Origin of the sequence: Desulfosporosinus meridiei DSM 13257 (assembly GCF_000231385.2) — a bacterium.
In the GTDB taxonomy this organism is placed as follows: domain Bacteria; phylum Bacillota; class Desulfitobacteriia; order Desulfitobacteriales; family Desulfitobacteriaceae; genus Desulfosporosinus; species Desulfosporosinus meridiei.
The window spans coordinates 1,491,804-1,517,064 of record NC_018515.1 but is presented as its reverse complement, the minus strand read 5'-3'; the positions used below and the strand labels follow the sequence as shown (position 1 = coordinate 1,517,064).

The following is a 25,261-nucleotide window of genomic DNA, read 5'->3' as shown; positions in this document are numbered from 1 at the left end:
CAGAATTTTACGATTTTTCCACCTTAATAACCTTAATATCTAACTGGGACTTTGGGCAATCCGGCAAGGGTCCAGAGGCCAAATGGTGCATCGATGCACCATTTGATTTTAGCCTTTTATCTCAACAGACTTTCGGAAAGCCTTAACTTTAGTTATTCGAAATCCGATAACCTCCATTACTTCAAAGACAACACCCTCAAAACTAATCTTATCTCCCTTGACGGGCTTACGCCCTAACCTGGAGAAGATGTATCCACCAATGGTAGTAACAGTTTCTTCCTCTAACTCAATATCGAGCATTTCAGATACTTCTTCCATTAATACACGTCCATTAATCAGATACTCATTTTCAGCTAGCTTTTGAATGGAGGGTTGTTCCGACTCAAACTCATCATATATTTCTCCCACTAATTCTTCCAACATATCTTCAATCGTGACCAGCCCTGCACTTCCTCCGAACTCATCCACAACCACAGCCATATGAGTGTGCTGACTCCTCATTCTCTGGACAAGATGTGAAATTGGCATACCCTCAGGTACTGCCAGAACATCTCGCTTAATCAGCAAAATATCCTTCTCTCCCGACTCTTGCAGTCGGAGGATATCTCTCATATGGACTAAGCCAACCACATTATCTTTATCATCATCACACAGCAAATATCGAGTGTGTCCATAGTCTTTAATGGTTTGAATAATTTCCTCAAATGTGTCCTGGAGAAATACGCATACCATATCCTGGCGGGGAACCATTACTTCACTAGCATTTCGATCTGAGAATTCAAAGACATTATCCAGTAGTTTTCCTTCGAGTTTATCTAAATAGCCGTGTTTTTGACTGGCATCAACCAGCATTCTTAATTCCTCTTCACTATGGGATAAATCAGCCTCATTGGCAGGTTCGATTTTCCAGATGCGCAACACAAGATTAGCTAAGCCATTCAGGGAGCGAATAACAGGATAACAGATCCAATAAAAGGCTTTGAGAAACCCCGCGGTAGCAAGGGCAGTAGATTCAGCCTTTTGGATGGCCAATGATTTTGGAACAAGTTCTCCTAAAACAATGTGCAATAAAGAAATGATTGAAAAAGCAATCGCTATTGAGATGGTATGAGTATAGAGCATATTCCAACCAGCTATCCCAGTAAACAATGGTTCAATTAACGCTGCGATTGCCGGTTCACCAATCCAGCCTAAACCTAAAGATGAGAGGGTAATGCCCAACTGACAAGCTGAAAGATAAGCATCCAGTTGAGAAGTAACATCCAGGGCAGTTTGAGCTCTCGGGGAACCATTCTCAGCGAGTTCAGCCAAACGTGTCTTTCTTACTTTGACCAAAGAAAATTCTGCCGCCACAAACAGCCCATTTAAACCCACTAACAAAAATGCGATTAAAATCATTATGATACTCCAAAGCAGACCGTCGATGATTGATTTCCTCCTTTAAATTTCAAAAACAAAAAAATTTCTTCACTTATTTTTCTTAAATATTGCAGCTATTATACACATTTATTTAGGCTGATTATGAGACTATCAAAAAACCTCCTGGGTAGACAGGGGACGATTCTGTCAGGCTCTGAGGCGGAGCGCTTTTCGGCTGTGTTAACCCGTGCGAAGACGGTGTCTTCGTCGCACGAATTAGCTAGTCTTGCACGGATGTGGTCGAAGCCTCCCTGCCCCGAGCGACCCGTTTTCGACTAAACTGCCTCGTGCACATCCGGCAACTCACTCATCTTAGTCTCCGGAAGCTTTCTCTTCACAAGGACTTTTGTGATTCTAAAGCCTAAAACCTCCATAACTTCGAAATGGAAGCCATCAAAATATATGACATCCCCTTTAACTGGCTTTCTGCCAATTCTAGAAAAAACATACCCTCCAATAGTTGAAACTGTTTCTTCCTCTAACTGAATGCCTAACATTTCCGAGACCTCTTCCATGAGAACCCGTCCGTTGAGTACGTATTCGTTTTCGTCGATTTTTTCGATTGGCGGTTGTTCTGATTCAAATTCGTCATAGATTTCGCCAACTAACTCTTCCAACATGTCTTCCAGGGTAACCAGTCCCGCTGATCCGCCAAATTCATCCACTACTACTGCCATATGCGTCCGTTGACTGCGCATTCTCTGGACAAGATGAGAAATCGGCATACCCTCAGGAACTGCCAGGATATCCCGCTTAATCTGAGCAATATCTTTTACACCGGTCTTTTCCTGCAAACAAATAATGTCTCGCATATGCACTAAACCCAGGACATGATCTTTATCGTCATCACATAGAGGGTATCTGGTATGCCCGTGTTCCTTAACTACTTGAAGAATTTCCTCAAAAGTATCTTGAATAAAGATGCAAACCATATCCTGGCGAGGAATCATAACCTCACTGGCAATCCGATCTGAAAATTCAAAGACATTGTCCAGCAGCTTACCTTCTAATTTATCTAAATATCCATGCTTCTGACTAGCATCGACTAACATTCGAAGTTCTTCTTCACTATGGGACAAATCAGCCTCATTAGCAGGTTCAATTCCCCAAATGCGCAGCACGATATTGGCGATGCTATTAAGGGTCCAAATTATTGGATAGAATAACCAATAAAAGAATTTCAAGAAGCCTGCACTTGCCAGGGCAATACTTTCTGCTTTTTGAATGGCCAATGATTTAGGCACCAGTTCTCCAAGCACAATGTGTAAAAACGAGATGAATATAAAAGATATTGCTATAGCCACAGAATGAGTGTAAATAGTATTCCAGCCGGCAACTTTAACAAATAAAGGTTCAATCAGAGTTGCAATTGCAGGTTCACCCAGCCAACCTAAACCTAAAGATGCCAATGTAATTCCCAATTGGCAGGCTGATAGATAAGCATCCAGTTGTGCAGTGACATCAAGGGCACTCTTTGCTCTACGTGAGCCGTTATCTGCAAGTTCTGCCAAACGGGTCTTGCGAACTTTGACCATTGCAAATTCAGCTGCTACGAAAACACCGTTTAATCCGACTAACAATAAAGCAATTAAGACCTTTATGCCACTCCAGAGCAGACCGTCTATGATTTTTCTCCTCCTTTAAATATCTGAAAACCTAATTATATCTATTATTATCTATTACGGTTATTTGTACTTATGCTAAATTAAGAGGGGGAATACATTATCATGCTTATTTACGGATTTTCTTCCCGTTTCTCTTTTCCTCTTAAAAAATTCAGAACGGTTTCGTCCTCTTCAATGCCGATGATATGCTTCATCATATACTCGTATCCTGAGATTGAAGTACTCACTTGGCTGTTAATTGAACCGGCCGGTTTATCCTCAGTAGTTGAACTCTCAGGAGTAAAAAATAATTCTTCTAAAGAAAACATTATTGCTGGTTCAGGTTCTAGGTCTAGTGACGGTTCTAGTTCTAATTCTAATTCTAATTCTGATTCTAATTCTGATTCTAATTCTGATTCTAATTCTGATTCTAATTCTGATTCTGGTTCTGGTTCTGGTTCAGCCTCAACCTCTTGCTTATCGATTTGTGGTTCCTCCTTCAAGGAATCCATGTTCTCAAATTCAGGCACATCTACTGATAAGGTATGATGAGAAGTATTAAAAGGCTCTTTTTGAACTAATACTTGTTTTAAGGTCTCCTTGATAAAAGAGCTCCTCTTCTCCGGATCAATTTGTTGTAAAGCCAGCCAAAGATCCTCCTCTGAAGATTTATCAAAATACAGAGGTATAAATAAGGGCTGAAACGGCATTATTCTGGTACGTCCGATTTCTTGGTAATATTATTGACCAAAGTGGCAGCCATAATCCGAAAGCCTGTAGCATTGCCAAATTGAGGATCTTCGATTAGATTTTTATTTTCCATCTGAATATATTCATAAACCATTTCACCGACTTTTCCGGCAACAATTACAGTATGCATTTTACCGAGCATCGGTTTTAATGCCTTTTTCACTTCGCGAGTAATATCCGTTCCCAACTGGGTCAGCATACTCTTCATAATCGGATTAAGATTGATGGTTCCATTATTCCAGGGATACAGGCCGCCATTAACCCTGAAAATTTTATCCAGCTCTTTATCATCTGTTTCAAGGGGATTAGCATGACTGCTGGTCAGTTCTTTGAGCTTTTCAGCCACACCAATATAAGCCCACTTTAACCCTTTTTCAATACTAAAGGAGTTCGGAGGATCGAGCATAACTCCATCATAGAAAGTAGCAATATCCGTAGTTCTAAACCCCGGATCAATGACCACAACGTACCCGCTAAACAACTTAGGACTAGTTGGGATTCCGTAATCATTAAGAGTTTCCTTAATAAAAACGCCATAACTTTGGGGAAGTACACGAGAGCGCAAAATGTTGAGCTGACGGGTCATTCCTTCCAAGGGCCCGGAACGGAACATGACTGAAAAAGAGCCTTTCAACTCAGCTTCATATTTGTCCTTTAGGGATGCATAGTATTTAACAGGAACGCCGGTTCCCAGGTAGACATTCGCTTTGGGACTCTTTTGAGCAAGGGCTAAAGCGACCACCAATAAGGCAGTAGCTTCTTCATCCGAGGATTTGTCCTCGTCCCAACAATAATGGGCTTCGTTGGGATTTAAGCTTTCCGCTAAACTCCCCATAAAATAATGCTTCTCTACACCCGTGGAGTTATTCTTAACAATCACGTCCAAGGATGCTATTTGAGTTTGTAAATCAGACCCCTTACCAATTAAGGTATTACCTAATGTTGAAAAAATTCGTTCATTGCCTTTACAAATGACAGCGGGAAATAAAACCTTTGTTTCACCTGTATCTAGTTTAATCGCTCCAAATCCAGGATCCGCTCCAGCTACTAGGATATCACTTTCAAACACACCGGTTCCTCCTATTCGTCCAATAACAGTCTATTTTCTATAAAACAGTCTATAAAAATTGAAAAAGTACGTGCTTACTAATACCTACCATTATATACGAAGGAAACTCTCTTGTAAAAATCTGTGTCAAAGAATTCTCTAATATTTTCCTTGAGATTCAAAAAAAGTTGTGCTATTCTAAAATAAATTAATACCCTACATTTTAGGTGCCCCTAAGGGAGAATAGGGAAGTTCGGTAAGTTATACTATAACAAATCCGACGCGGACCCACCACTGTATTCGATGAGCTTCGTGAACCACTGGTTTTTCCGGGAAGGTTGACGAGCAAAGCGATGAATCGATAGCCAGGAGACCTGCCTAAAGATGTTTATGTCTTTTCATTATTTTATGGGAAGCAGCGGTGATGACGGTAAAGTCCCGACTACAGTTTATTTGTGGTCGGGACTTTTCTATTTTGAAAATTATTATAAAATAGGGGGAGGAAATTATATGGAAAGCTTCACCGAAGAACAACTCTACACTCAATTACAAAAACTAATTTCGGACATCAAAGGTCTGGACCAAGAAGCAATGGATCAAATTCAAGGGCGTTTAGATTCTCTCACAAAGCCCCAAGGAAGTCTGGGCCAGTTAGAACATATTGCCAAGCAACTTGGTGGGATTCAACGAACCTCCAAGCCGATAATTCAAAAGAAAGCCGTTCTCACAATGGCAGGAGATCACGGTGTCGTTGAAGAAGGAGTAAGTGCCTTTCCCCAAGAAGTAACTCCTCAGATGGCCTATAACATTATGAATGGCGGCGCAGCCATCAATGTCTTAGCGCGGCAGGCAAATGCCGAGGTCTTTTTAACAGATGTAGGTATTGCCTTCCCGATAGAGGGACAACTTATTCAAAAACGCGTAGCCAATGGCACCAAAAACATGACTAAAGGTCCGGCTATGTCACGTTATGAAGCTTTGCAAGCTCTCCTGGCCGGTGCCTCAGTGGCGGAGGAAAAGATTCGTGAAGGCTATAACCTCTTTGCCACCGGGGAACTGGGAATTGGCAATACTACCCCCAGTTCTGCCATTGTTGCTTTATTAACTAATTCTCCTATCGAAGAAGTTGTCGGACGGGGGACAGGCATTGACGATGAGGGAATCATAAGAAAACGCCGGGCTATTGAAAAAGCCATTGAGGTCAATCAGCCGGACACCTCGGATGCTCTAGATGTTCTTAGCAAAGTCGGGGGCTTAGAAATCGCCGCAATTGCCGGTTCCATCCTGCAAGCTGCTGCCAGCCATGTTCCCATTGTCATTGATGGCTTTATCTCCACTGCTGGGGCACTCATTGCGGCTAAACTTGCTCCACAATCCATTGCTTATATGATCCCTTCTCACGGTTCAATGGAAATAGGCCACCGTAAAGCTTTGGCCGGTCTGGGCCTCGATCCTGTGCTCAACCTTAATATGAGGCTTGGCGAAGGAACAGGTGCAGCCTTGACCTTTTATTTCGTAGAAGCAGCTCTTCGTATCATCGAGGAAATGGCTACCTTCGCCGATGCGGGAGTTAGCGAAAAATCCAGCTAATATTAACTACGGGGAGTCGATGAACCTATGTCTCAGTTTACACTCATCACAGGTGGTGCTCGGAGCGGCAAGAGCTCTTTTGCAGAACTTCTTGCTGCTCAGGACAATCGTCCGGTCATTTACATTGCAACAGCCCAAATCTGGGATGGGGAAATGGCTATTCGGGTTAAAAAACACCAACAGCAGCGTCCCTCCTCTTGGCGGCTCATCGAAGAGCCCTTGGAAATTGGGCAAACCTTAACTCAACTTAAAGATGAGGAGGGAGTCATCCTTCTTGATTGTGTCACTCTTTGGCTTACAAATATGCTCCTAGCCGGACAAGCCGAACACTCAAGTCAGGAAGCATATGAATCAGAATCAACTCCCGATTCCCCAGATCACTCCCATCTTTATAACCATGTAGAGCCGAAAGTCTTGGCTGCGGTTAAAGAAGTTGCAGGTCTTGCTCAAGAGATTAAACCGAAGGTCATCTTTGTCAGCAACGAAGTAGGACAAGGGATAGTCCCCGAAAACCCCTTAGCTCGGGCCTACAGGGATTTAGCCGGACGAAGCAATCAGATATTGGCCAGAAGTGCTGACCATGTGTATATGGTTATCGCCGGTTTACCTATGGATTTGAAAACCTCCGGCGAGAAGCTGCTTGCTTCTCTGCACAAGGAGTGATTATAAATGCGCGGGCTTCTGATTGCTCTGACTTTTTTCACTCGCATCCCTTTACCTGTTCCCCAAGACATCACAACAGAAGAATTCACACGAAGCTATCGCTTCTATCCCCTAGTGGGGTTGATCATTGGTCTGCTCCTCTGGCTGTTGGCCAAAGCCCTTATTCCATATTTTCCACCTTTGGTTATAGGGGCTATCTTGTTAGGTGCTGAGTTAATGCTCACCGGAGGAATTCACCTAGATGGTTTCATGGACAGCATGGATGGCTTATTATCCGCTCGAAGCCCCGAGAGGATTTTAGAAATCATGAAGGACAGCCGAGTTGGCGCTCATGCCTCCATGGCTTTGGTGGGCTTGCTGCTCTTAAAGTTCAGCTTACTTGCCAGCCTGACTCCCTCAATGTTAACTATTTTGATTATAATGCCTATGCTCGCACGCTGGGTCTTTCAGATAGGGGTTATTGCCTTTCCCTATGCTCGTTCTCAGGGACTGGGCAAAGGATTTCACGAAGCTTCTCAGTGGGTTACTTTCCTGCTTGGCGGGGCAGTCATATTCGGCCTATCCTTTTACCTTCTTGGTTTAGCCGGCCCGGTTGCCTTTGGAGTATCGGCCTTAATAATCACTCTCATGTCTTCGAGAATTTCTGCGCTCTTAGGGGGATTAACCGGGGATCTCTATGGAGCATTTATTGAACTATCTGAAGTTATCTGCTTGTTAGTGGCTTTTCCCTTCCTTAGGTGATTCTTCAAGGACGGAACTAATTTTTCCCGGTACGTTACTACAGCGATTAGAATGCTTATACAGAAACAGATATAGAAGCGTTAAGGTTTAGGGACTTTGTCCCCGAAATCTTACGCTTTTTATTTTCATAACTAGCTCCATTCCCAAGCCATAAATAAGTTTGGATATAATGGTTAATATTAACTAAGGGCTTAGGCAACTGAGTTGGCTTCTCAGAATCATAGGCCCTTGAATCTGTGAGAAAGAAACTTCCAGAAAGTATGTACTGCACTGTACCACTTTCTGACTAGTATGGAAAGGGATGGGGGTTATGCTCAGTTATCTGCTTAGCAGACTGAAATATCTGAAGCTGCTTGGACAAAACTATAAATTGAGCCAAAGTAACTCTACAGCTTCTAAAGACAAAGACGAAAAAAGCACCACCAGTCACCTTTCCGCAAGTCTTAAAAACAACCTGGATCTTTTCAGAGAATCCCTAGGTAATAATTATGATGTTGTCATCAGAGAGTTCACGATTAATCTGCCAAAACAAGTCGATGCGGCATTGCTATATCTTACAGGGATGACAGATCCAAAAATAGTTAATGACAGTATCCTTAAGCCCTTAATGTTTGAATCACAGTTGGACAAGACCACACTTGCATCAAAACTTGATATTATCGAAATTATCAGAACCACCATGCTTTCAGTGGGAGAAGTAAGCAAATCCAATTCCATTAACGATCTCGTTGATAATTGTATGGCTGGTACAAGTATTCTATTAGTTGATGGGTGCCCTGAGGCCTTATTAATAATGACAGCCGACTGGAAAGCCCGCAGTGTGGACGAGCCAAAAACTGAATCTGTCGTTCGCGGACCCCGGGAGGGTTTTATTGAAAATATCTTAACGAACACTACCTTATTAAGGCGCAAAATAAAAAACCCGGATTTAATCCTAGAAACTATGAAGATAGGTCAACGAACCAAGACAAGTGTTTGTATTGCTTATATAAAAGGCCTTGCCAACCCCTCACTCATTGAAGAAATCAAGCGCAGACTTAACAACATTAAAACCGATTCGATCTTAGAGTCGGGTTATATTGAGCAATTCATTGAAGACGCTCCTTTCTCAATTTTTTCTACCGTGGGCAACACAGAAAAACCCGACTCTGTGGCGGCTAAAATTCTGGAAGGGAGAGCTGCAATTTTTGTAGATGGTACTCCTTTTGTGCTTACTGTTCCCTTGCTTTTATTTGAAAACTTTCAAAGCGCTGAAGATTATTACTCCAGACCTTATTTCGTCAGCTTCATTCGCTTAATTAGATTTATGGCTTATCTGATTAGTATCCTAGCACCGGCTACTTATGTAGCCTTAACTACCTATCATCAAGAGTTAATTCCAACCCCACTGCTATTTAGTATGGCCTCGGCTCAGGAAGGCGTACCTTTTCCGGCAATTGTGGAAGCCGTAGGTATGGGCGTTGTATTTGAGATTCTTAGAGAAGCAGGGGTTAGATTGCCTCGACCTGTGGGGCAAGCAGTAAGTATTGTCGGCGCTCTGGTTATTGGCCAGTCTGCGGTAACCGCAGGCTTAATCGGAGCACCTATGGTTATTGTAGTAGCCTTAACTGCCGTCGCTAGTTTTGTCGTGCCGGCTCAAACAGACTCCGGTGGAATATTGCGGATAGTCTTTGTCACCCTGGCTGGGTTTTCCGGTGGTTTTGGTATTATCATCGGTCTTATCGGGCTCTTCATTCATCTAACATCTTTGAGATCCTTTGGCACTCCATTTCTTTCCCCGATAGCTCCCCTTAGTGCTGCCGATTTAAAAGATTCCTTTATCAGAGCACCTTTATGGGCAATGATAACTCGTCCCAGCTTTATGGGCAGTGAAGATACTCAGCGCAAGGATTTTCGTCTAAAACCCAGTCCTCCCTCGGAAAAAGAAAGTCAATCTGAATAATTATAATTTAGGAGTAGTGATGAAAAGCGTAAAGAAAGCGGCAGCCCTACTGACAACAATCTTAATTCTTTCTTTAGGTACTACCGGCTGTTGGAATCGTCGTGAATTGCCCAATCTAGGAATTGTCATGGGGGCTGGGCTGGATAAGAACGAGGATTCCGGTAAATTAGAGGTCACGGCCCAACTGATCAAAACTTCCGAGCTCAATTCTGGGGGTACTGGGGAGGGGGGTGGCGGAGGAAGCGGAGACTCCAGAGCGTATTGGAATCTGCAAAACACGGGAGAAGGTATGTTTGCAACAATTAGAGGTTTTACCCATAAATCAAGCCGTAAATTATACTGGCCTCATAATCAGGTGATAATCTTTGGGCATTCTCTGGCCGAACAAGGCATCCAAGAATACCTGGATTTCTTTGTCCGGGATCAGGAAACTCGTCTGGAGGTGTATATGCTTGTCGCCCAAGACAAAGCAAGCGAAATCCTAGATTTTCAACCAAAGCTGGAAAAAATCCCTGCAGTGGGTATATCAGAATTAATGGAATCGCAGTCCGCAAACTCGCAAACATGTGTCACGCAACTTAACGAGTTTGTCACCCGTTTAATGAGCCCCACAACAGCTCCTATCGCACCTATTATAAAAATAGAGGGCCAAGGGGCTAACAGCGAGTTGTCTGTGGAAGGTACTGCTGTCTTTAAAAAGGACAAATTGATTGGTCAACTTACCAAGGAAGAAACTCGAGGACTGTTATGGGCAATAAATAAGGTAAAGAGTGGAATCATTAAGGTCAGGTGTCCCGACTGCCAAGGAATAGCGAGTTTAGAAATCATCCGCTCTAAAGGCAAAATCACCTCTCAAATAATTGACAGTAAGCCCTCGATCACAATTGAAATCGAAGAAGAAGGCAATATTGGCGATCAATCTTGCGATGCAAACTTAGTAGCCCCTGATGCCGCTGAAAAGTTGACCAAGCAAGCAGAAAAGGCTATCCTCGACGAAGTAGAATCAGCTTTGAAAAAGTCCCAAAAGCTTAAAGCAGATATCTTTGGATTTGGGGATATATTCCACCAAAGACACCTGAAGGAGTGGACACAGATGAAAGATGATTGGGATGAAATCTACTCCAATCTTGATGTAGAAATTACTGTCCAAGCCAAAATACGCAGATCCGGATTGATCGGGCGACCTGCAACACCAGAAAAGGAGCAATAGACCTTAATGAGACTTGAAAAAGGAGTAATATCCAGCCTTCAATTGTTCTTCTTGGTTAATTGTTTTATACAAGGGGCACTCTTGCCTTTGACCTTTGCTTACCCAATTTCTAAGCACGATACCTGGTTGGCAGTGATAGCGGCTATGATTATCGGTACCGTAATAGCTTTAGTCTATATTTCACTTGCCAATTTATTTCCCGGCAAGAACTTTGTCCAAATTAACGATCTTATTTACGGTTCCTATCTGGGTAAGTTTATCTCTTTACAATACAGCCTTTTCTTTCTAATAACCTTGTCCGGATATCTTTGGTTTATTGGCGATTTCGTCCTGACCTTTATTATGCCGGAAACTCCCATGAGCTTCATTATGATCATGTTTGCTTTCATCTGTGCTTGGGCAGTACGGCAAGGAATTGAAGTAATCGCCAGAATGTCTGTAGTGATTGCTTTTATCCCGGCAATAATTGTCTTCATAACCTTTGCCATGCTTTTAAAAGATATGAAGTTTACAAATTTCTTACCAATTTTGGAGATACCTATAGGAGATTTGATTCAGAGCACACATATAATCACCCATATTTCATTTTCTCAAGTATTTGTCTTTTTGATGATTCTTCCCTCAGTAGATGAAAAACGCAAGGCCAAGAAACCAATTCTCTTAGGAATGATTAGTGCGGGACTTATATTAGTATTAGGTACCATACGCAACATAGCAACACTCGGCCCTCTTAGTCCAGTAGTGACTTCTCCTTCAATGGAATCAGTACGCTTGATTAATATCGGTAAGATATTAACTAGGCTGGAAATATTCGTGGCAATGGCTCAAATCCTATTATTATTTGTATTATCGTGTATTTTTTATTATGCGACGGTTTTGAGTATAGCCCAGATGACAAAACTCCGCACCTATCAGCCTCTGGTTGTAATAATTGGTGTCCTGAGCATTGTTTTAGCTCTTATATCCTATCAATCAAAAATGCAATTAAGCTATTCAATCATGTATAATACACCCATCGTTAGCTTACATTTTTATCTTGTTCTTCCTTTTATGTCTTTAATTGTAGCGAAACTAAGAAAACTACCCCAAAATAACGGAAGGAATTAACTGCCATGCTTTTATTATTAATATCTGCTTTTTTAGGGGTTGTCCTCTATGAAGTCCCGAATTTAATTAGAAACAAATATTGGCGAGAATTAGTGGTATTTTCAGTCCTCTTCTCCTTAACTTTTATGCTGGCTCTGTTGCAAACATTAGGATTTCAAATTCCTAGCCCTGCCATAGGAGTTGATTATCTTGTTGAGGATATCCTGCACATAAACTATCGTTAGGATATCTCCTTTATCCATATATAATTTTGCCAACCCTACTAATATACGATAAACTATACATAATCAAATGCAGGGGGGTTAAGATCTGTATGTTAACGGATTTTATCCTGACTTTTTCTATTTATGCCTTTGCAGGCTGGGTTATGGAAACTCTATATCGTTCCTCCAACCAACGCAGGCTCGTAAATCCCGGATTTCTGAGCGGCCCTTTTCTCCCCATTTATGGATTCTTTTCTACTTTGGTAATTTGGACTTCTGAACTGATAAGCGGCGTCTCCTTACCTCTACAATTTCTATGGTTTGTCTTTTTATCGACCTTGCTGGAATATGTAGCCGGTTGGTTCTTCGAGCGTTTCTATCACTTGCAACTCTGGGATTATCACTCTATTCCTTTTAATTTACAGGGACGAATTGCCCTTCCTTTCAGTTTGATCTGGGGGGGATTAGGACTTGTGTTTTATCATATCATTAATCCGACGGTTCAACTGCAAATTCAACTCACCCCTTTTCCGGTTCGTACTGCTTTTGCTCTAATCATGTCTGTCTATGTGATTTGGGATTTAATTCACTCTTCTTTGTTATTACGCCGTTTAGAGCACTTTGTTACCGCCTTTCAAGAACGTTATGAACGATTGGAATTACCAACCTTCCATATTGCCTGCTCTCCCTTTTATCGACTACTGCATACCTATCCAAAAATGCGTCACACTTTACATGAGAAGATGGCCTTACTCTATGCTAAGCAAGAAGCCATGGAACACTTTCTAAAGCTTCAGCGCAATAAATTCTACAACCCAGATAGTGAAAACAATACTCACTCACTTGACTAGGAAGGTGAAGTCATTGAGTCTATCTAAGCAGGTGGAAGACATTTTAAACCATGAGGAATATCAACAGTTAGGGCAATTCACCCATCATAGGCCTTTTACTACTCTTGAACATTCTCTCCGGGTTGCCCAAATAGCCTATAATTGGTCTATCCGACTGGAAGACAAAGTAAATCTGGATACCTGTGCTGTCACTCGGGGAGCCCTCCTTCACGACTTCTTCTTGTACGATTGGCATAAACTCAGACCGGATGGATCCAGATGGCATGGTTTTCGTCATCCAAGAATTGCCTGTCAGAATGCAGAACGGTGTTTCGAACTCAGTGATAAGGAAAAGGACATCATTTTAAGTCATATGTGGCCCCTTACTCTCCGCCTACCCCGCAGTAAAGAAGCTTTTCTGGTTATGTTCGCTGATAAGATAGCCTCTATTCAAGAATTTCGCTGTAAATTCAAGAGGCAACTCCCCCCCTCTGAGAGATACACCTCTCTTCACCTTATCAAACATGGTAAGCTCCTTCGCCTGAAAACGTCACCTACGAGGCCCCATTAGCGTAGAGTGCAAAAAAATTGCCAACAGCATTTACTTAGTCCAATTATTATTAGTGGGTAGAAACTCGGCTGCTCCACGAAGACGCTGTCTTCGCACGAATTAGCCTTTTTGCAGTATGCACCGAAACGTTATGCTTTCAGATTAGTATAATTACGGCATGCCTTTGATAGCATGCCGTTTGGTTTAAGGAAGGTGAAGTCTTGACCAAGAAATTTTTTTCATTCTTTACTCTGGCAGTCTCCTTAACCTTTGTCGTTTTACTGTATCCTGAACTCCAGAATCCCTCTGCTTTTCAGATGCTTGTTACCCAATGGGGATGGGTTAGTATCTTTGTTGACCTATTCATCTTAATGCTTCTGGCCCTCTTTCCTATAACTCCCTTTGCCTTAATCGCGGGGGGGAACACCCTCATTTTTGGTTGGGTTAACGGTTTTCTCCTCTCTCTGGTCGGAAGTTTGCTGGGAGCCTCACTGGGTTTCTATTTATCCCGCAATCTAGGACAAGAATGGGCCCAGCCTAAAATTGCGAAGCTAGGGAAATGGGCTAACTTAATTGAAGGAAATAGCTTTTCCATTATCCTAATATCCCGACTAATTCCCATTCTACCCTCAGCTGCAGTCAACTATGCTGCAGGATTATCCTTAATGACTTTTCCAAGGTTTTTTCTTGCCTCGGTTCTCGGAAAAATTCCTATGATTGTTTGGGAATCATGGATTGGTCATGACTTTTGGCAGATATCTAAAAACCCCAGCCGTTTTTTGTTAGCCATATTGATTGGCGTTCTAATTTTTGGATTAGCCAGCCTCTATTTCTATTTCTCTGCTAATCGTTTTAAAGAAGATACTTCGGAATAATTAGTACCTTGCAAAGGCTTTAGCAATCATCTGATAACCTGCCGCATTGGGATGGGCATGATCTCTGCTAATAAATAACAGTTCCTTGCCCTTAATCTCACGATCTAAATTCACAACAATAAATCCATAACTTTTTGCCCACATCACAATCATAGCATTGGCAGTGTCGATGATTCCTTGGACAAGAGAGTAATAATTGGCATAGGGGCCTGCTGGCAAGGGATTATAGAGAGTCGCTACTTTTATAATTGCATATGGATTGAGACTCCGAAGTTCTTGTCCGATTTGCATAAGAGTTCTGCTCATAGTTCTCTGAATAATGGGCAGCTGAGATGTCTTTATAGGTTGATTGGGATTACCAATAAGCCGGAGCAGATCGTTAGAGCCGATAGTTAGTGTAATTAAGAAGGCATGCCTAATCGATGTTCTCAGGTTCTGATTAGTACGCAATTGGTTAAGCAAACCACTTGTTGTCAGACCATTTATGCCAAAATTAAGAAGTTTTAAGTTCGGATTATGCCTGCGCAGGAAACTAGCGTATACCATAGGGAAAGAAAAGGGACTTTCAACTCCATACCCAGCCGTTATTGAATCCCCTAAAGCCAGATATAACTTCAATAAGATCACCGCTTTCAATACTTAGAATCGAATTATTAATAGGGTATGTTCGCTTATTCTTCTCTGTCACGACTTTAAGAATAAACCTTTGAACTTTATGGGAAGATAATGCGAAAAGCAATGAATGGTGAGGATTATATGAAGAAGTTTTTGGAACTCATTAAAAAGGGAAACGCCTCCTCTCTATACGCTGTATTAGGCAACCTCTTCTTGGTAGTTTTCAAAGGAATAGCTGCCTTCTTAAGCGGCAGTGGGGCGATGTTTGCCGAAGCGATGCATACGGGGGCAGACGCAGTTAACCAATTATTTGTATTTATCGGCAGTATTTTAGCCGAGCGCAAGCCGACTACCCGCTTTCCATCCGGTTTCGGCCGGGTCATTAATGTATTTTGTATGGGTGCGGTAATTATCATTACTATCCTGGCCTACGAAACCATTCTTGAAGGAGTTCGTTTGATTCGTAACCCAGTGTCCATTGGGGGCCTATGGCTTATTGTTCTTAGTCTGGGAGTTTCAATCGCCATCGATGGATATGTCTTATTTAAAGCAATGCATGAGATTCTTAAAGAAACTCGAGCTGAAGGAAAGGGATTCGGCATAATCGCCAATGCCCTTAAAGGCGTCAATCGTGCCTCTCCTGCAACTCGTCTGGTTTTTTATGAAGACCTGGTCGCCACATCCGGGGCCATACTGGCCTTAGCGGCAATTCTTGTCTCCCACTTTACTCCAATTAAAGTCCTGGATGGTATTGCAGCCATTATCATTGGACTGATGATGGGGGGCGTGGCCTTCCGAGTTGGCTACGACAATATGGTCGGACTCATTGGAGTATCCGCTCCAAAAGAAGTAGAAGACAAAGTATCTCAGATTATCTTTTCTGTTCCGGAAGTAACGGATATTAATAAAATGCGCATCCTCCAGGAGGGACGTTTTTATCATGTCGAAAGCTACGTTGAATTAGTACCTGGCTTAACCCTGGCCCAAGCAGATGATATTAAGCTAAAAATACGAGATTTACTGTTAAGTTCCGAGGATGTTACAGATGTTACCTTAGGAATCATTGAGGACACTGGGGTTCGAGATTGGCAAAAGATATCGGCTAAATAAAATCAGATACCTCAGTTTGAGGTATCTGATTTCATTAGTTCTGCTTCCACTCCCAACAAACTGGCTGAAGGAGCGCAAACCATTAATGAAGTCTTACTTCATCACTATAATCATCTAAAAATTCATCCCTGGGATCAATGCTGCTCTGGGATAATTCACTTATTTGTCGTGTCTCCATTTGCTTTTTGCTGGCATGTGGGAAAACTGACTTATCTGTTAAAAAAACCATAGTTGCCGCAGAGGAAAAGCCATATACCAGGTTGTCAATTAATGTAGTCATGTGGGTTCTCGTAGAATAGGCCTTTGTTCTGAAAACTCTATACCTTAGCCCAAATGAATAGAGAAGTTCCCAAGTAAATGTACCATATATGGCACCTTTGAAAAGATAATTATCCTTTCCGGTTTTTTTCAGAACAGTAAATAAGGGAATACCCATAATTGAGCCTGTAATCAAGTGGAGGATCTGCCCTAAAATTCGATTTTCCTTAAATAATAGTCTAAAAGGACTTATCATGACAGATCCGGCATATTGAGCATAGGTCTTTTCGCTGACCCCGGATTTCTTAAAGATTATGTTGCTAAGATCCATAGCAAGTGTTCCCACCAGACCACTTAAGAAACCAACAGGGATAGAATCTTTCATATTTCTGCTAACATTCATATACCTTGCAACCCTATTAAGATTATCAAGTACTTTCATTTTACTTGCTCCTTTCAATACTTTACGCTTAGCTTTTGCTAAATAGCTGAAAACTATTTGAAAGGGATTAGTTAATATATTCCAACAACTTTGATGAAATTAACACAGCTAAATTGAGATTTGAGTCACACTTTCCACATCCAATTTCTGCTATTATCTCCTTAAAAGAGGAGGGGATGAAAATATCAAAAGATCTGAAGATTTTACTGGCGACTATTGAGGATCTGCGTAAAGAACTATGCTACACTGTGAGGCAAGGTAAAAGCATCTCCGATCCCTCCGTTATTAAGTTAAGTCAGGATCTCGATGAAGAACTAAATAAATACTATAGAATAGCTAGGGGAGAGGCAAAAACCGGATAATCTTAAACACAGCAAATCGGCCGTATTTTACGGCCGATTTGCATTATTTTTCGCTCTTTTCATAGAGTTGAAAGGTTAGGGTATTTTCAGCAACGATACTGCGAATCAGAATAGGAACCTTTCTATTGTTTCTAAACTTTAAATCAAGGATTGGATAACTAACAGTTGCATCATGACCAGGAGGAACATAATCGACGGGTAGAGAATGAGGGTGCCTTTCAATAATTTGCAAATTGGCTAGAGTAACAGCATTATATAGTGTCGAAGAAACTTGGCATACTCCGCCCCCAAGCCCTGGAACAAAAGCATCTCCCACGATAACCATAGCCTCTTTATAACCCGCTTGGACTGTCCGCTCACCGACACTTTCGTTAAAAGAAAAACGTTCTCCGGGAGCTAGTAGTTTACCATCAAGAGCCTTGGCAGCGAGGCGAAGGTTCTCTGTCCGATTTAGATGAGCGGCATCAAAATAAGTAGTGTATTGGGCTATTGGGATTGACACCGGTTCTTTGACCGTAAAATTAAGTTTAATGTTTTTACTATAACCATCAACAATTCCTTCATAGATTAGCAATCCTATTTTGCCAGTATCCACGAAGTTAGGATTCCACTGAACAGGCACCTCAATAACTTCACTGTTGTATAACCTTGCTTGAAGGGTAGTTGGCAAAGAATACTCTTCCTTTTGAGTAACGGCAGCAGAAATATCATCTATAGAATAGATACTCGTCTCTCTGGCAGCACCCCAAATCAAGTCTCTTGAACTTTTTATTATCTCATCCTTTACAACTCCGCTGCCGCCAAAAGAGACCAGCCTGGGGTTTTGGATATTTGCATAAAGTTTCGCAAAGTAACTCGCAGTTGATCTAGGCAGTGTGGGGACTGAAGGGTCGATAAATATAATAGGATTTCCCGACTTGGCTGCTACGATACTCCCAGCTAGAGCATCGGCAAACCCGTACCCAGTTGCTAGGTAGATGGTTGATGGATTTGGTGCGAAGGTTTCTGCAATAGCCACATTTGTATCAAACCTAGTTTCTCCCATCAATCGTTGGATACTCGCTTGGGGCAGGACACTTTCTATTTCCGATTTAACATTATCAGAGATCACCCCTGCTCCCCCAGCTATGTATACTTGCAAAGGTTTTTTTTCTTGCAGGAATGTCTTTATCTCTTGAGGCAGTTCACCATGGGGGGATAAGAGAATCGGCCATCCTTTATTTGCCGCAAAGCTAGATATACTTAAGGCATCGGCATATTGTTCGCCGGAGGTTATAACTACTGTGGACATTACCTTATTAAGAGAACAGGCAATCTGATAAGATGTATCATATCTGTCCAGTCCAGCAATTCTGATCACCTTCGTAAATCCAAGTTCGCTAAGTTTAGCTTCGAATTCTTCCCCTATAATTCCGGTACCACCAATAATATAAACCGTACCGCTTTTATCAAGATGTTCTGTGCAGAAATCAAAAGCATCTTTCGAGTTTTCCACTGCATAATCAACTAAGAGTATAGGGGCCTCCTTCTCGTGAGCTAAGACACTTGCAGATAATGCATCTGCAAAATCATTGCCCGTTGAGAGTATTACGTTCTTAGCTTTACCACTGCAATAATATTCAGAGATTATCTTAGCAGTCTCAAATTTTGTTAGCCCAGACAGCCTGTCCACTTCGGCTCTTTCTGATTCTTCAGCGCCTGAATCCTGCTCAATTGCAACTGCATATCCCGGTCTGCCAAACATAATACAGCTGCATAAAATAAGGATCAAGGCAACTATCTTTTTGCTCATTCAATACCTCCTTCAATTCTGGTCTCGCTAATTATCTCATGTTGAAGTAGTGAAGTGTGTCGAAAGGAGCACAGTATTATTAACTTTTAATTAATAACAGTGTCCAATTAGAACGAATTTCGAAACACGTGGTCAAACAATAGCTTCCGTATGAAATCTAGCCGAAACATTTTATATAAAAAAACAGAAGTGAAGTCGTCAGGCTCAGTTATGTGGAAGAAAGCAACTTATTTATTCATTATTAGTTATGTAAATTCATAATAAATATTGAATAACATATTGGAATTTGTTTACACCTTATGTATAATGTACTAGGAAAGAGACTTGTCAAAAAAAGAGGAGGTTATTTGATGAAACGGAAATCCCTTGGGTTAATGATTGTACTTATTCTCTCAATCTTTGCTTTTACAGGATGCTCCCCAACTGCCAGCAAGGTAGGCACGGCACCTGATGGAAGTGAAATCGCTATTGAAAAAGCTACTATGAAGTTCATGAAAGATACTCAAGCCGGCGGCTATAAACTTGTTTCTACTGAGGACTTGAACAAATGGGTTAATGAAAAGAAAGCTTTGATAATTATTGATACCATGCCTGCGGACAGCTTTGCGAAAGGACATATCCCCGGGGCCGTCAATGCCGAGCTTCCTAAGACCACACTTGCAGATGCAACCGATGAGCAAAAAGCAGCTTTTATCAAGCTGCTGGGAGAAGATAAGAGTAAAACCGTTGTTGTATACTGTGGATACGTTGCTTGTGCCAGAAGCGACGTAGGAGCAGTTCTCGCTAAACAACAGGGCTTTAACGAGGTATATAGACTACCCGGTGGCATCACTACCTGGCAAGAAGCTAAATATGACGTTGCCAAGTAAATAACAAATACCTCCCGTGGCTAAGCCTCGGGAGGTATTTCTTTCTGGTATAAATATTAAGTTATTTTTTCTTTTAATGGATGCAAGTTTTCCCACTCTTTAACGAGTATGGCAGTTGCACCTTCGGTGACACGGATGCATCCCTTTTTGCTGATTCGATCAAAAAACGATTGTTTTTTTCGCAATACAGCACAACAAGAAGACTTGTACTCTTGTTTAAAACTTGAGTGTAACCGTTTAGCCAGGTCTTCATCTTCTGGTAAGCCATATCTTTCTCGAATAACTCCCGAGGCCAGAACAATTCCCACAAGAGCCCCACAGGTACAGCCATTGCCCATTCCTTCTTTAAATAGTTTAGCTGCAAAAAACATGTCTGAGCTTAGATTAAGATTCCATACTTCATTAGCGGCGGTTAAAACGGATTCACAACAATTAAGACCTCGCTGCATGGCCTCTCTAGCTATATCCGGCCCGCTTAGTCCATGTACCCTGCTTTCCTGTGCTCTAGATTCTTGCAAAGACCTCTCCCCCATCATCTAATACTCACCATCATTAAAGTTTAAGGGTTTATTGCGATTGAGGACAAAAGCAACTAAAAGACTCCCTAAAGTTATGAGGCTAAAGATAATATTAGCAACTTGCAAGGATAAATCAGGCATTAAAAGCCCTTCCCTGATGGTATACCCAGCGAGGATCTTGAGGGCTGAAAGTTGAGCATCGGCGATAGCTAACGTAGAAATAAGCATAGCCAGCAGGGAAATACCTTCTACGACTAAAGGGTGTTTGACAGTTCTAAACAAGCCGATGCCTAAGCCGATCCCTACTCCTACCAGAATTGCTAAACCCGTGTTACACCTAAGCTCCAACCAAGTCCATTGAGCCAGGAGAAGTGCAGCAACAAACCCAAAATTAAATCCTACCAGTCCAGAGCCCAGGACATTTAACCATTTCCTTTGTTTAACATTCATAGTGTATTCTCACCTATTTAAGCTTAAAGGTCACAACTACAGGCGTTCCATCTGCCGGCAGAACCTCTTGGTTTCCTTTAAATTCAGCAATTTTGTTGTCGAAATCCTTAGTAGGATGAGCAGCATTACTGGTGATACCCACGGGACAACTATCTAAGCAGAGAATACAACCCGTGTTTTTCGCCTTAGCATTTTCTTGATTGCCACCAAAACGGAAATCAAAATCTTTTTTAGTTGAATCGATAATTGCATCTCCAAAAGGAATTTCTTTTCCGGCTCCGGCCCAGGTGATAGAAACATCCAGGGGCTGGCCTTCGACAGCTACTCCAACGGAATCAAGCTTTAAATTATTTCCCGGTTTGCCCCCGATATCGACTAAGCCGTTATAGAAGTCGTTTTGATTTCCCCAAGCTTTTAACACAGATTTTGAGCCGTTTGAACCATCTTTAAATACCACGCCATGACGGGTTGGTTCAACAAAGTATTTGCCATTCACTTCTGTGTATACCTTAACGGTTTTAGCTTCTTTATCAATAACAATCGGATTCGCTTGGCTTACTGTTAAGTTAGAGCTAGAGGAATCCACCGGGGGGGTAGCAGCATTTTTTGCAGATTCATTTGAACCACAGCCACTAAGGGAAGCGATAATACCGACTGAAAGAACCGCGGATAATAAAACCTTACTCATTTTTAGTGTTCTTTTTGACATGAATTTCATCTTGAAAATCTCTCCTCGTTATTAAATTTAATTTAGACTGTTGTGGATTCTGATTTATATAGTTGTTTCTTTTCTCTTGAGGTAAACCAGATCCAACCGCCCCAAAGGCTACAAGCGCTAACTAAGAAAGCAAATATAACTGAAGCACTAAAAGCTCCCGCTTTGGGCACTCCAAAAGGTGTTAAGAGCATAACATAGGCGCCCTCGCGCAGGCCATAGCCATTGATTCCTAAAGGCAGCATAGAGGCTACTGAGGTTGCCGGGATGACATAGACCGACTTAAACACATCGATCATGTTCAGAGAAAGACCTTGAAACAGGGCGTAGTTCGTGCCAACGATACAAAGTTGAAATATTACCGACCATCCTAACGCACTGACGAGGATAAGCGGATTCTTTTTAGCTTTCAGACCATGCTTGGTCATTCCGGCTAGGAATAGACAAAGCTTATTTTGGCTGGCCAAGATAAATTTCGGAGCCTTCCCGCCAATTACCAAAGCTAATAAGCCAGCAGTCAGGATAATCAACAGACAAAACAAGAAAATCAGCTTCTGATCGGGATTGTCAACAAACATACACCCCAGTAGTCCTAAAAGAGCCAGCCCTGTTGTCGCCAAAATTCTTTCGATTACTACGGAAGATGTGGCTCCGGGAGAGTCTCCACTCAATTTTGCTGCCCAAAGTATCCGCAGCGCATCTCCACCAATACTGGAGGGAAGGAAATTGTTAAAAAATATCCCTACCCAATAAATGCGCCACAACTCTCTATAACTGAGTTTAAGTCCTAGTGCTTTTGTTATGGCATGCCACTTGACTGTACTGACGACCATAGCCAAAACGATCCACCCTACAGCGGCGGCCAGCCAGCCCAGTTTAACTCCTGAGAGTACAAGAATAATCTCAGACCAATTAAAAGCTTTAATAAACCAACCTATAAGAGCTATGGAAAAGAGCACTTTAAGCAACAGCTTCAAGTTTTTATTAAGCATGATTATCTCCTGTGAGCTTTTGATCAAACCTTTTCTTAATGGCTAGACTAATAATTAAGAGTATCATAAACCCACAAAGAGCCCATAGTGAGTATTTGGCCGTGGGAGACATATTCTCTCCCAGCCAAGAATAAACGATAGTTGCCGGCAATTGACCCAAGCCTGTGGCCCAGAAAAACTCCCAAAACCCCATGGTTGTTAAGCCTGCTGCATAAGAGATAATATCAAATGGAACAATCGGTAATAAGCGGGCAATCATGACGGAATGCTTACCATACTTTTCAAAAAATTTATCCGTCGTTTCCAAACTCTTTTTGCCAACCATTCTCTCAATGACAGGTCGCCCAAAAGCTTTGGCGATGACATAACAAAGGGAGGCCCCGATCATTGCTCCAGTCCAGGAGTAAAGAGCACCCATAACCCAACCGAAAATCCAGGCATTAGCGAAAGTAATTACAAATGCCGGCAAGGGAGCGGCTAGGGCTTGAAACACCATTAGAGCCATGGAAACTATCGGTGCCCAGATACCAAAACCTCTTAAATAGTCTCTCATACCATTAATGTCGGCACGGGAAAGAAGACTTACTGACTTATTCAGTTGTTCTGACAGGGAAGGGATTAATAAATACAATCCAATGAAGATTAAGGATAAGACCGCAATCAGGAGAGCTGTGTATTTTTTCTTATTTATTGACAATTCTTCACCTCCCTTTAATCTTGTATTAACCACAACATCCATCATTATATAACCTGACCATAATATATTCAAATAATATTTTTGTTATGATTAATTGAGGGATCTTAGCAAAAAGTTATAATATTCTCTTTGCTTCCCTCAATCTTTGCAGAGCCGTAAAAGTCACAGCAAGAATGAACAAGCTTGTAAAGATATTGATCCTTCCGGGAAATAAAGTCATAAGAGAAAGAAATATAAATCCTTCTGTTCGCTCCGCCAGTCCTGCCTGATAGTAAAATGATTTAATACCCGTTTTTTCAACCAATGCCCCAACGGTTAAAAAAACCGTCATGGAAAAAATGATTCCCGCGGTTAACAGAAGCAGCAAAAACCGAACTCCGGGATAACACCAAGCCAGTCCTAAGATTACTGAAAGCTCGACAAGTCTATCAAAGGTAATATCCATTAAGGTCCCCCACGGACTGGCAGCGTTATGTTTCCGGGCAATCGAACCATCGACAGCATCTAAGAAGCCGGAAAACCAGAGCAAGGAAACTGCTAAAATCGGCTGCTCCAAGAGAATGGCAAATCCTGAAGCAATCCCCATCACAAAAGCTGCTATAGTCACCTGATTGGCCGTGATCTTTAAGCGATCAAGAAAATCTGCAGTCAGATCAATAATCGGCTGTATATATCTTCTAGCATGTGTATCAAGCATAATGATCTCCTTTAGGTCAGTATTCCGGGATAAAAACTAATGACTGTGGATCGTAGGTTAACTCAAGAGCTTCTCCTAAACCTGGCTTTGAACTCTGATCTGCCGGGAAGCTAAGGTTTACTGATTGTGATTCTATCTGAACCGTCACATGATAAGACCCTTGAGAAAAAACAGATTTTTCGACGCTGCCTCTCAGAATTAAATCCCTGTTTGTTGGACTGGATTTAGTGCTTGCCGGGACAGAGCATAATTTCAAGTTCTCGGGTCGAAGCACGATCCAACCCGACTGTTGGTAGAGTTCCTCTTTTCCCGGAACTGCTAATTTAAATGAACCTGCTCGGAATACCCCTTGGGATAGTTGCCCATAGATAACATTTCTAGCCCCTAAAAATAAAGCGATCTCCGGGCTATTGGGGTTTTCATAGAGTATCTGAGGTTGATCCATTTGCAATATTCGCCCCTGCTTCATAATTCCGATCTTATCAGCCAGAACAAAAGCTTCATTAACATCATGGGTTACCAACAAGGTGGTTAACTTATAGTCTTGTTGTAATCCTTTGAGCAAATCCCGCATCTCCTCCCGCAGTTCCGGATCAAGGGAACTAAAGGGTTCATCCAGTAAAAGCACCTGGGGGCAGCTCACCATTGCTCTGGCCAAAGATACACGCTGTTGCTGCCCTCCGCTTAACTCGGAAGGAAAGCGATCTCCAAAACCGGAAAGTCCAACTGCTTTAAGCATCAATCTGGCCTTTTCCAGTCGAACACCTTTAGGGATGCCTTTCATTTTCAAACCAAAAGCAACGTTCTCCTCCACCCTCATATGGGGGAAAAGCAAAGCTTGTTGGAAAACCATTCCCAAGCCCCTTTTTTCTGTCGGGATCTTACTGATAGTTTGATCACCAAGCAAGACCTCCCCCCTATCCGGTTCCAGCAAGCCGGCAACCACCTTGAGCAGAGTTGTCTTCCCGCAGCCGGAAGGGCCCAGCAAGGCTAAAAGCTCTCCTTCTTGGATGGTCAATTGGGGTATATTCAACTCAAAAGAATCTGAGTCGGAGTGGTAATAACCTTTTTCGACTCCCTTTAAACAAAGATGATTCATGTCTTGCTCCTTAAAGCTATCTATAAGCCTGCTCAGTGGATGGTTTTCCTACCATTCCAGTGCAACTGTTGTTGTTATTGTTGTTATTTCTGTTCTGCTTGAACTGATTGTGT

General features: G+C 42.0%; 27 protein-coding genes and 1 riboswitch. Of the genes, 13 read left to right on the top strand and 14 right to left on the bottom strand.

Annotation, left to right across the window (positions count from 1 at the left end; genetic code table 11):
- Window positions 1-108 precede the first annotated feature (108 nt).
- The 4 genes from DESMER_RS06980 to DESMER_RS06965 form a co-directional block, all read right to left on the bottom strand.
- The gene (locus DESMER_RS06980) at window positions 109-1,398 is read right to left on the bottom strand and encodes a hemolysin family protein (protein WP_014902359.1); all 1,290 of its coding nucleotides are present in this window, start codon (window positions 1,396-1,398) and stop codon (window positions 109-111) included.
- Between the two features lie 296 nt (window positions 1,399-1,694).
- Entirely contained in the window at window positions 1,695-2,999 is a 1,305-nt protein-coding gene (locus DESMER_RS06975) for a hemolysin family protein (RefSeq protein ID WP_014902358.1), read from the bottom strand.
- A 155-nt stretch (window positions 3,000-3,154) separates the two neighbouring features.
- Window positions 3,155-3,733 (bottom strand): hypothetical protein, encoded by a 579-nt coding sequence (locus DESMER_RS23740; protein WP_014902357.1) that lies wholly within the window; start codon window positions 3,731-3,733, stop codon window positions 3,155-3,157.
- Complete coding sequence (locus tag DESMER_RS06965; RefSeq protein WP_014902356.1) at window positions 3,733-4,842, bottom strand: ParM/StbA family protein; 1,110 nt, start codon at window positions 4,840-4,842, stop codon at window positions 3,733-3,735. Before DESMER_RS06965 ends, DESMER_RS23740 begins: the two co-directional genes overlap by 1 nt.
- 188 nt (window positions 4,843-5,030) lie before the next feature.
- Window positions 5,031-5,217: riboswitch (cobalamin riboswitch) on the top strand.
- A gap of 114 nt (window positions 5,218-5,331) precedes the next feature.
- Between DESMER_RS06965 and cobT the strand changes: the two genes are divergently transcribed.
- From cobT to DESMER_RS06910, 10 genes are all read left to right on the top strand, one after another.
- Window positions 5,332-6,411 carry a nicotinate-nucleotide--dimethylbenzimidazole phosphoribosyltransferase gene (gene cobT / locus DESMER_RS06960; RefSeq protein WP_042334350.1) on the top strand — a complete coding sequence of 360 codons (1,080 nt, stop codon included), beginning with the start codon at window positions 5,332-5,334 and terminating at the stop codon, window positions 6,409-6,411.
- Window positions 6,412-6,438: 27 nt separating this feature from the next.
- The gene (gene cobU, locus DESMER_RS06955) at window positions 6,439-7,074 is read left to right on the top strand and encodes a bifunctional adenosylcobinamide kinase/adenosylcobinamide-phosphate guanylyltransferase (RefSeq protein ID WP_014902354.1); all 636 of its coding nucleotides are present in this window, start codon (window positions 6,439-6,441) and stop codon (window positions 7,072-7,074) included.
- A gap of 6 nt (window positions 7,075-7,080) precedes the next feature.
- Complete coding sequence (cobS, locus tag DESMER_RS06950; protein WP_014902353.1) at window positions 7,081-7,815, top strand: adenosylcobinamide-GDP ribazoletransferase; 735 nt, start codon at window positions 7,081-7,083, stop codon at window positions 7,813-7,815.
- Window positions 7,816-8,125: 310 nt separating this feature from the next.
- Window positions 8,126-9,757 (top strand): spore germination protein, encoded by a 1,632-nt coding sequence (locus tag DESMER_RS06940; protein WP_042333493.1) that lies wholly within the window; start codon window positions 8,126-8,128, stop codon window positions 9,755-9,757.
- 19 nt (window positions 9,758-9,776) lie between these two features.
- The gene (locus tag DESMER_RS06935) at window positions 9,777-10,967 is read left to right on the top strand and encodes a Ger(x)C family spore germination protein (protein WP_014902351.1); all 1,191 of its coding nucleotides are present in this window, start codon (window positions 9,777-9,779) and stop codon (window positions 10,965-10,967) included.
- 6 nt (window positions 10,968-10,973) lie between these two features.
- Entirely contained in the window at window positions 10,974-12,074 is a 1,101-nt protein-coding gene (locus tag DESMER_RS06930; RefSeq protein WP_014902350.1) for a GerAB/ArcD/ProY family transporter, read from the top strand.
- Between the two features lie 5 nt (window positions 12,075-12,079).
- The gene (locus DESMER_RS06925; RefSeq protein WP_014902349.1) at window positions 12,080-12,298 is read left to right on the top strand and encodes a hypothetical protein; all 219 of its coding nucleotides are present in this window, start codon (window positions 12,080-12,082) and stop codon (window positions 12,296-12,298) included.
- An 89-nt stretch (window positions 12,299-12,387) separates the two neighbouring features.
- Complete coding sequence (locus tag DESMER_RS06920) at window positions 12,388-13,128, top strand: putative ABC transporter permease (protein ID WP_014902348.1); 741 nt, start codon at window positions 12,388-12,390, stop codon at window positions 13,126-13,128.
- Window positions 13,129-13,132: 4 nt separating this feature from the next.
- Window positions 13,133-13,678, top strand: a complete 546-nt coding sequence (locus DESMER_RS06915; protein ID WP_242831060.1) for an HD domain-containing protein — start codon at window positions 13,133-13,135, stop codon at window positions 13,676-13,678.
- A gap of 200 nt (window positions 13,679-13,878) precedes the next feature.
- On the top strand, window positions 13,879-14,532 hold the full coding sequence (locus tag DESMER_RS06910; protein ID WP_014902346.1) for a TVP38/TMEM64 family protein: 654 nt from the start codon (window positions 13,879-13,881) through the stop codon (window positions 14,530-14,532).
- On the opposite strand, the gene DESMER_RS06905 is transcribed toward DESMER_RS06910, so the two are convergent.
- Entirely contained in the window at window positions 14,533-15,159 is a 627-nt protein-coding gene (locus DESMER_RS06905; RefSeq protein WP_014902345.1) for an SGNH/GDSL hydrolase family protein, read from the bottom strand.
- A 129-nt stretch (window positions 15,160-15,288) separates the two neighbouring features.
- Here DESMER_RS06905 and DESMER_RS06900 point away from each other — a divergent pair, with 129 nt between their 5' ends.
- Complete coding sequence (locus tag DESMER_RS06900; protein ID WP_042334347.1) at window positions 15,289-16,257, top strand: cation diffusion facilitator family transporter; 969 nt, start codon at window positions 15,289-15,291, stop codon at window positions 16,255-16,257.
- A gap of 82 nt (window positions 16,258-16,339) precedes the next feature.
- On the opposite strand, the gene DESMER_RS06895 is transcribed toward DESMER_RS06900, so the two are convergent.
- Window positions 16,340-16,957, bottom strand: coding sequence for a DUF6789 family protein (locus DESMER_RS06895; protein WP_014902343.1), 618 nt, complete (start codon window positions 16,955-16,957; stop codon window positions 16,340-16,342).
- A 176-nt stretch (window positions 16,958-17,133) separates the two neighbouring features.
- On the opposite strand from DESMER_RS06895, the gene DESMER_RS06890 reads away from it, so the two are divergent.
- Complete coding sequence (locus tag DESMER_RS06890; protein WP_014902342.1) at window positions 17,134-17,319, top strand: aspartyl-phosphate phosphatase Spo0E family protein; 186 nt, start codon at window positions 17,134-17,136, stop codon at window positions 17,317-17,319.
- Between the two features lie 43 nt (window positions 17,320-17,362).
- On the opposite strand, the gene DESMER_RS06885 is transcribed toward DESMER_RS06890, so the two are convergent.
- Complete coding sequence (locus DESMER_RS06885; RefSeq protein WP_014902341.1) at window positions 17,363-19,111, bottom strand: cell wall-binding repeat-containing protein; 1,749 nt, start codon at window positions 19,109-19,111, stop codon at window positions 17,363-17,365.
- A 350-nt stretch (window positions 19,112-19,461) separates the two neighbouring features.
- Here DESMER_RS06885 and DESMER_RS06880 point away from each other — a divergent pair, with 350 nt between their 5' ends.
- The gene (locus tag DESMER_RS06880) at window positions 19,462-19,980 is read left to right on the top strand and encodes a rhodanese-like domain-containing protein (RefSeq protein ID WP_014902340.1); all 519 of its coding nucleotides are present in this window, start codon (window positions 19,462-19,464) and stop codon (window positions 19,978-19,980) included.
- 56 nt (window positions 19,981-20,036) lie between these two features.
- Here the strand turns inward: DESMER_RS06880 and DESMER_RS06875 are convergent, their stop codons facing one another.
- The 7 genes from DESMER_RS06875 to DESMER_RS06845 all read right to left on the bottom strand — a co-directional run bounded on the left by DESMER_RS06875 (window position 20,037) and on the right by DESMER_RS06845 (window position 25,148).
- Entirely contained in the window at window positions 20,037-20,498 is a 462-nt protein-coding gene (locus DESMER_RS06875; RefSeq protein ID WP_014902339.1) for a C-GCAxxG-C-C family protein, read from the bottom strand.
- An 18-nt stretch (window positions 20,499-20,516) separates the two neighbouring features.
- Complete coding sequence (locus DESMER_RS06870) at window positions 20,517-20,948, bottom strand: hypothetical protein (RefSeq protein WP_014902338.1); 432 nt, start codon at window positions 20,946-20,948, stop codon at window positions 20,517-20,519.
- Window positions 20,949-20,961: 13 nt separating this feature from the next.
- Window positions 20,962-21,666: a YdjY domain-containing protein gene (locus tag DESMER_RS06865; protein ID WP_014902337.1), complete on the bottom strand. Its 705-nt coding sequence runs from the start codon at window positions 21,664-21,666 to the stop codon at window positions 20,962-20,964.
- Window positions 21,667-21,698: 32 nt separating this feature from the next.
- Entirely contained in the window at window positions 21,699-22,655 is a 957-nt protein-coding gene (locus tag DESMER_RS06860) for a lysylphosphatidylglycerol synthase transmembrane domain-containing protein (RefSeq protein WP_014902336.1), read from the bottom strand.
- Window positions 22,648-23,346, bottom strand: a complete 699-nt coding sequence (locus DESMER_RS06855; protein ID WP_042334342.1) for a TVP38/TMEM64 family protein — start codon at window positions 23,344-23,346, stop codon at window positions 22,648-22,650. Before DESMER_RS06855 ends, DESMER_RS06860 begins: the two co-directional genes overlap by 8 nt.
- Window positions 23,347-23,467: 121 nt before the next feature.
- A complete protein-coding gene (locus DESMER_RS06850; RefSeq protein ID WP_014902334.1) occupies window positions 23,468-24,049 on the bottom strand; it encodes a CDP-alcohol phosphatidyltransferase family protein in 582 nt (193 codons plus the stop codon).
- 16 nt (window positions 24,050-24,065) lie between these two features.
- Window positions 24,066-25,148, bottom strand: a complete 1,083-nt coding sequence (locus DESMER_RS06845) for an ABC transporter ATP-binding protein (protein WP_014902333.1) — start codon at window positions 25,146-25,148, stop codon at window positions 24,066-24,068.
- Window positions 25,149-25,261 lie beyond the last annotated feature (113 nt).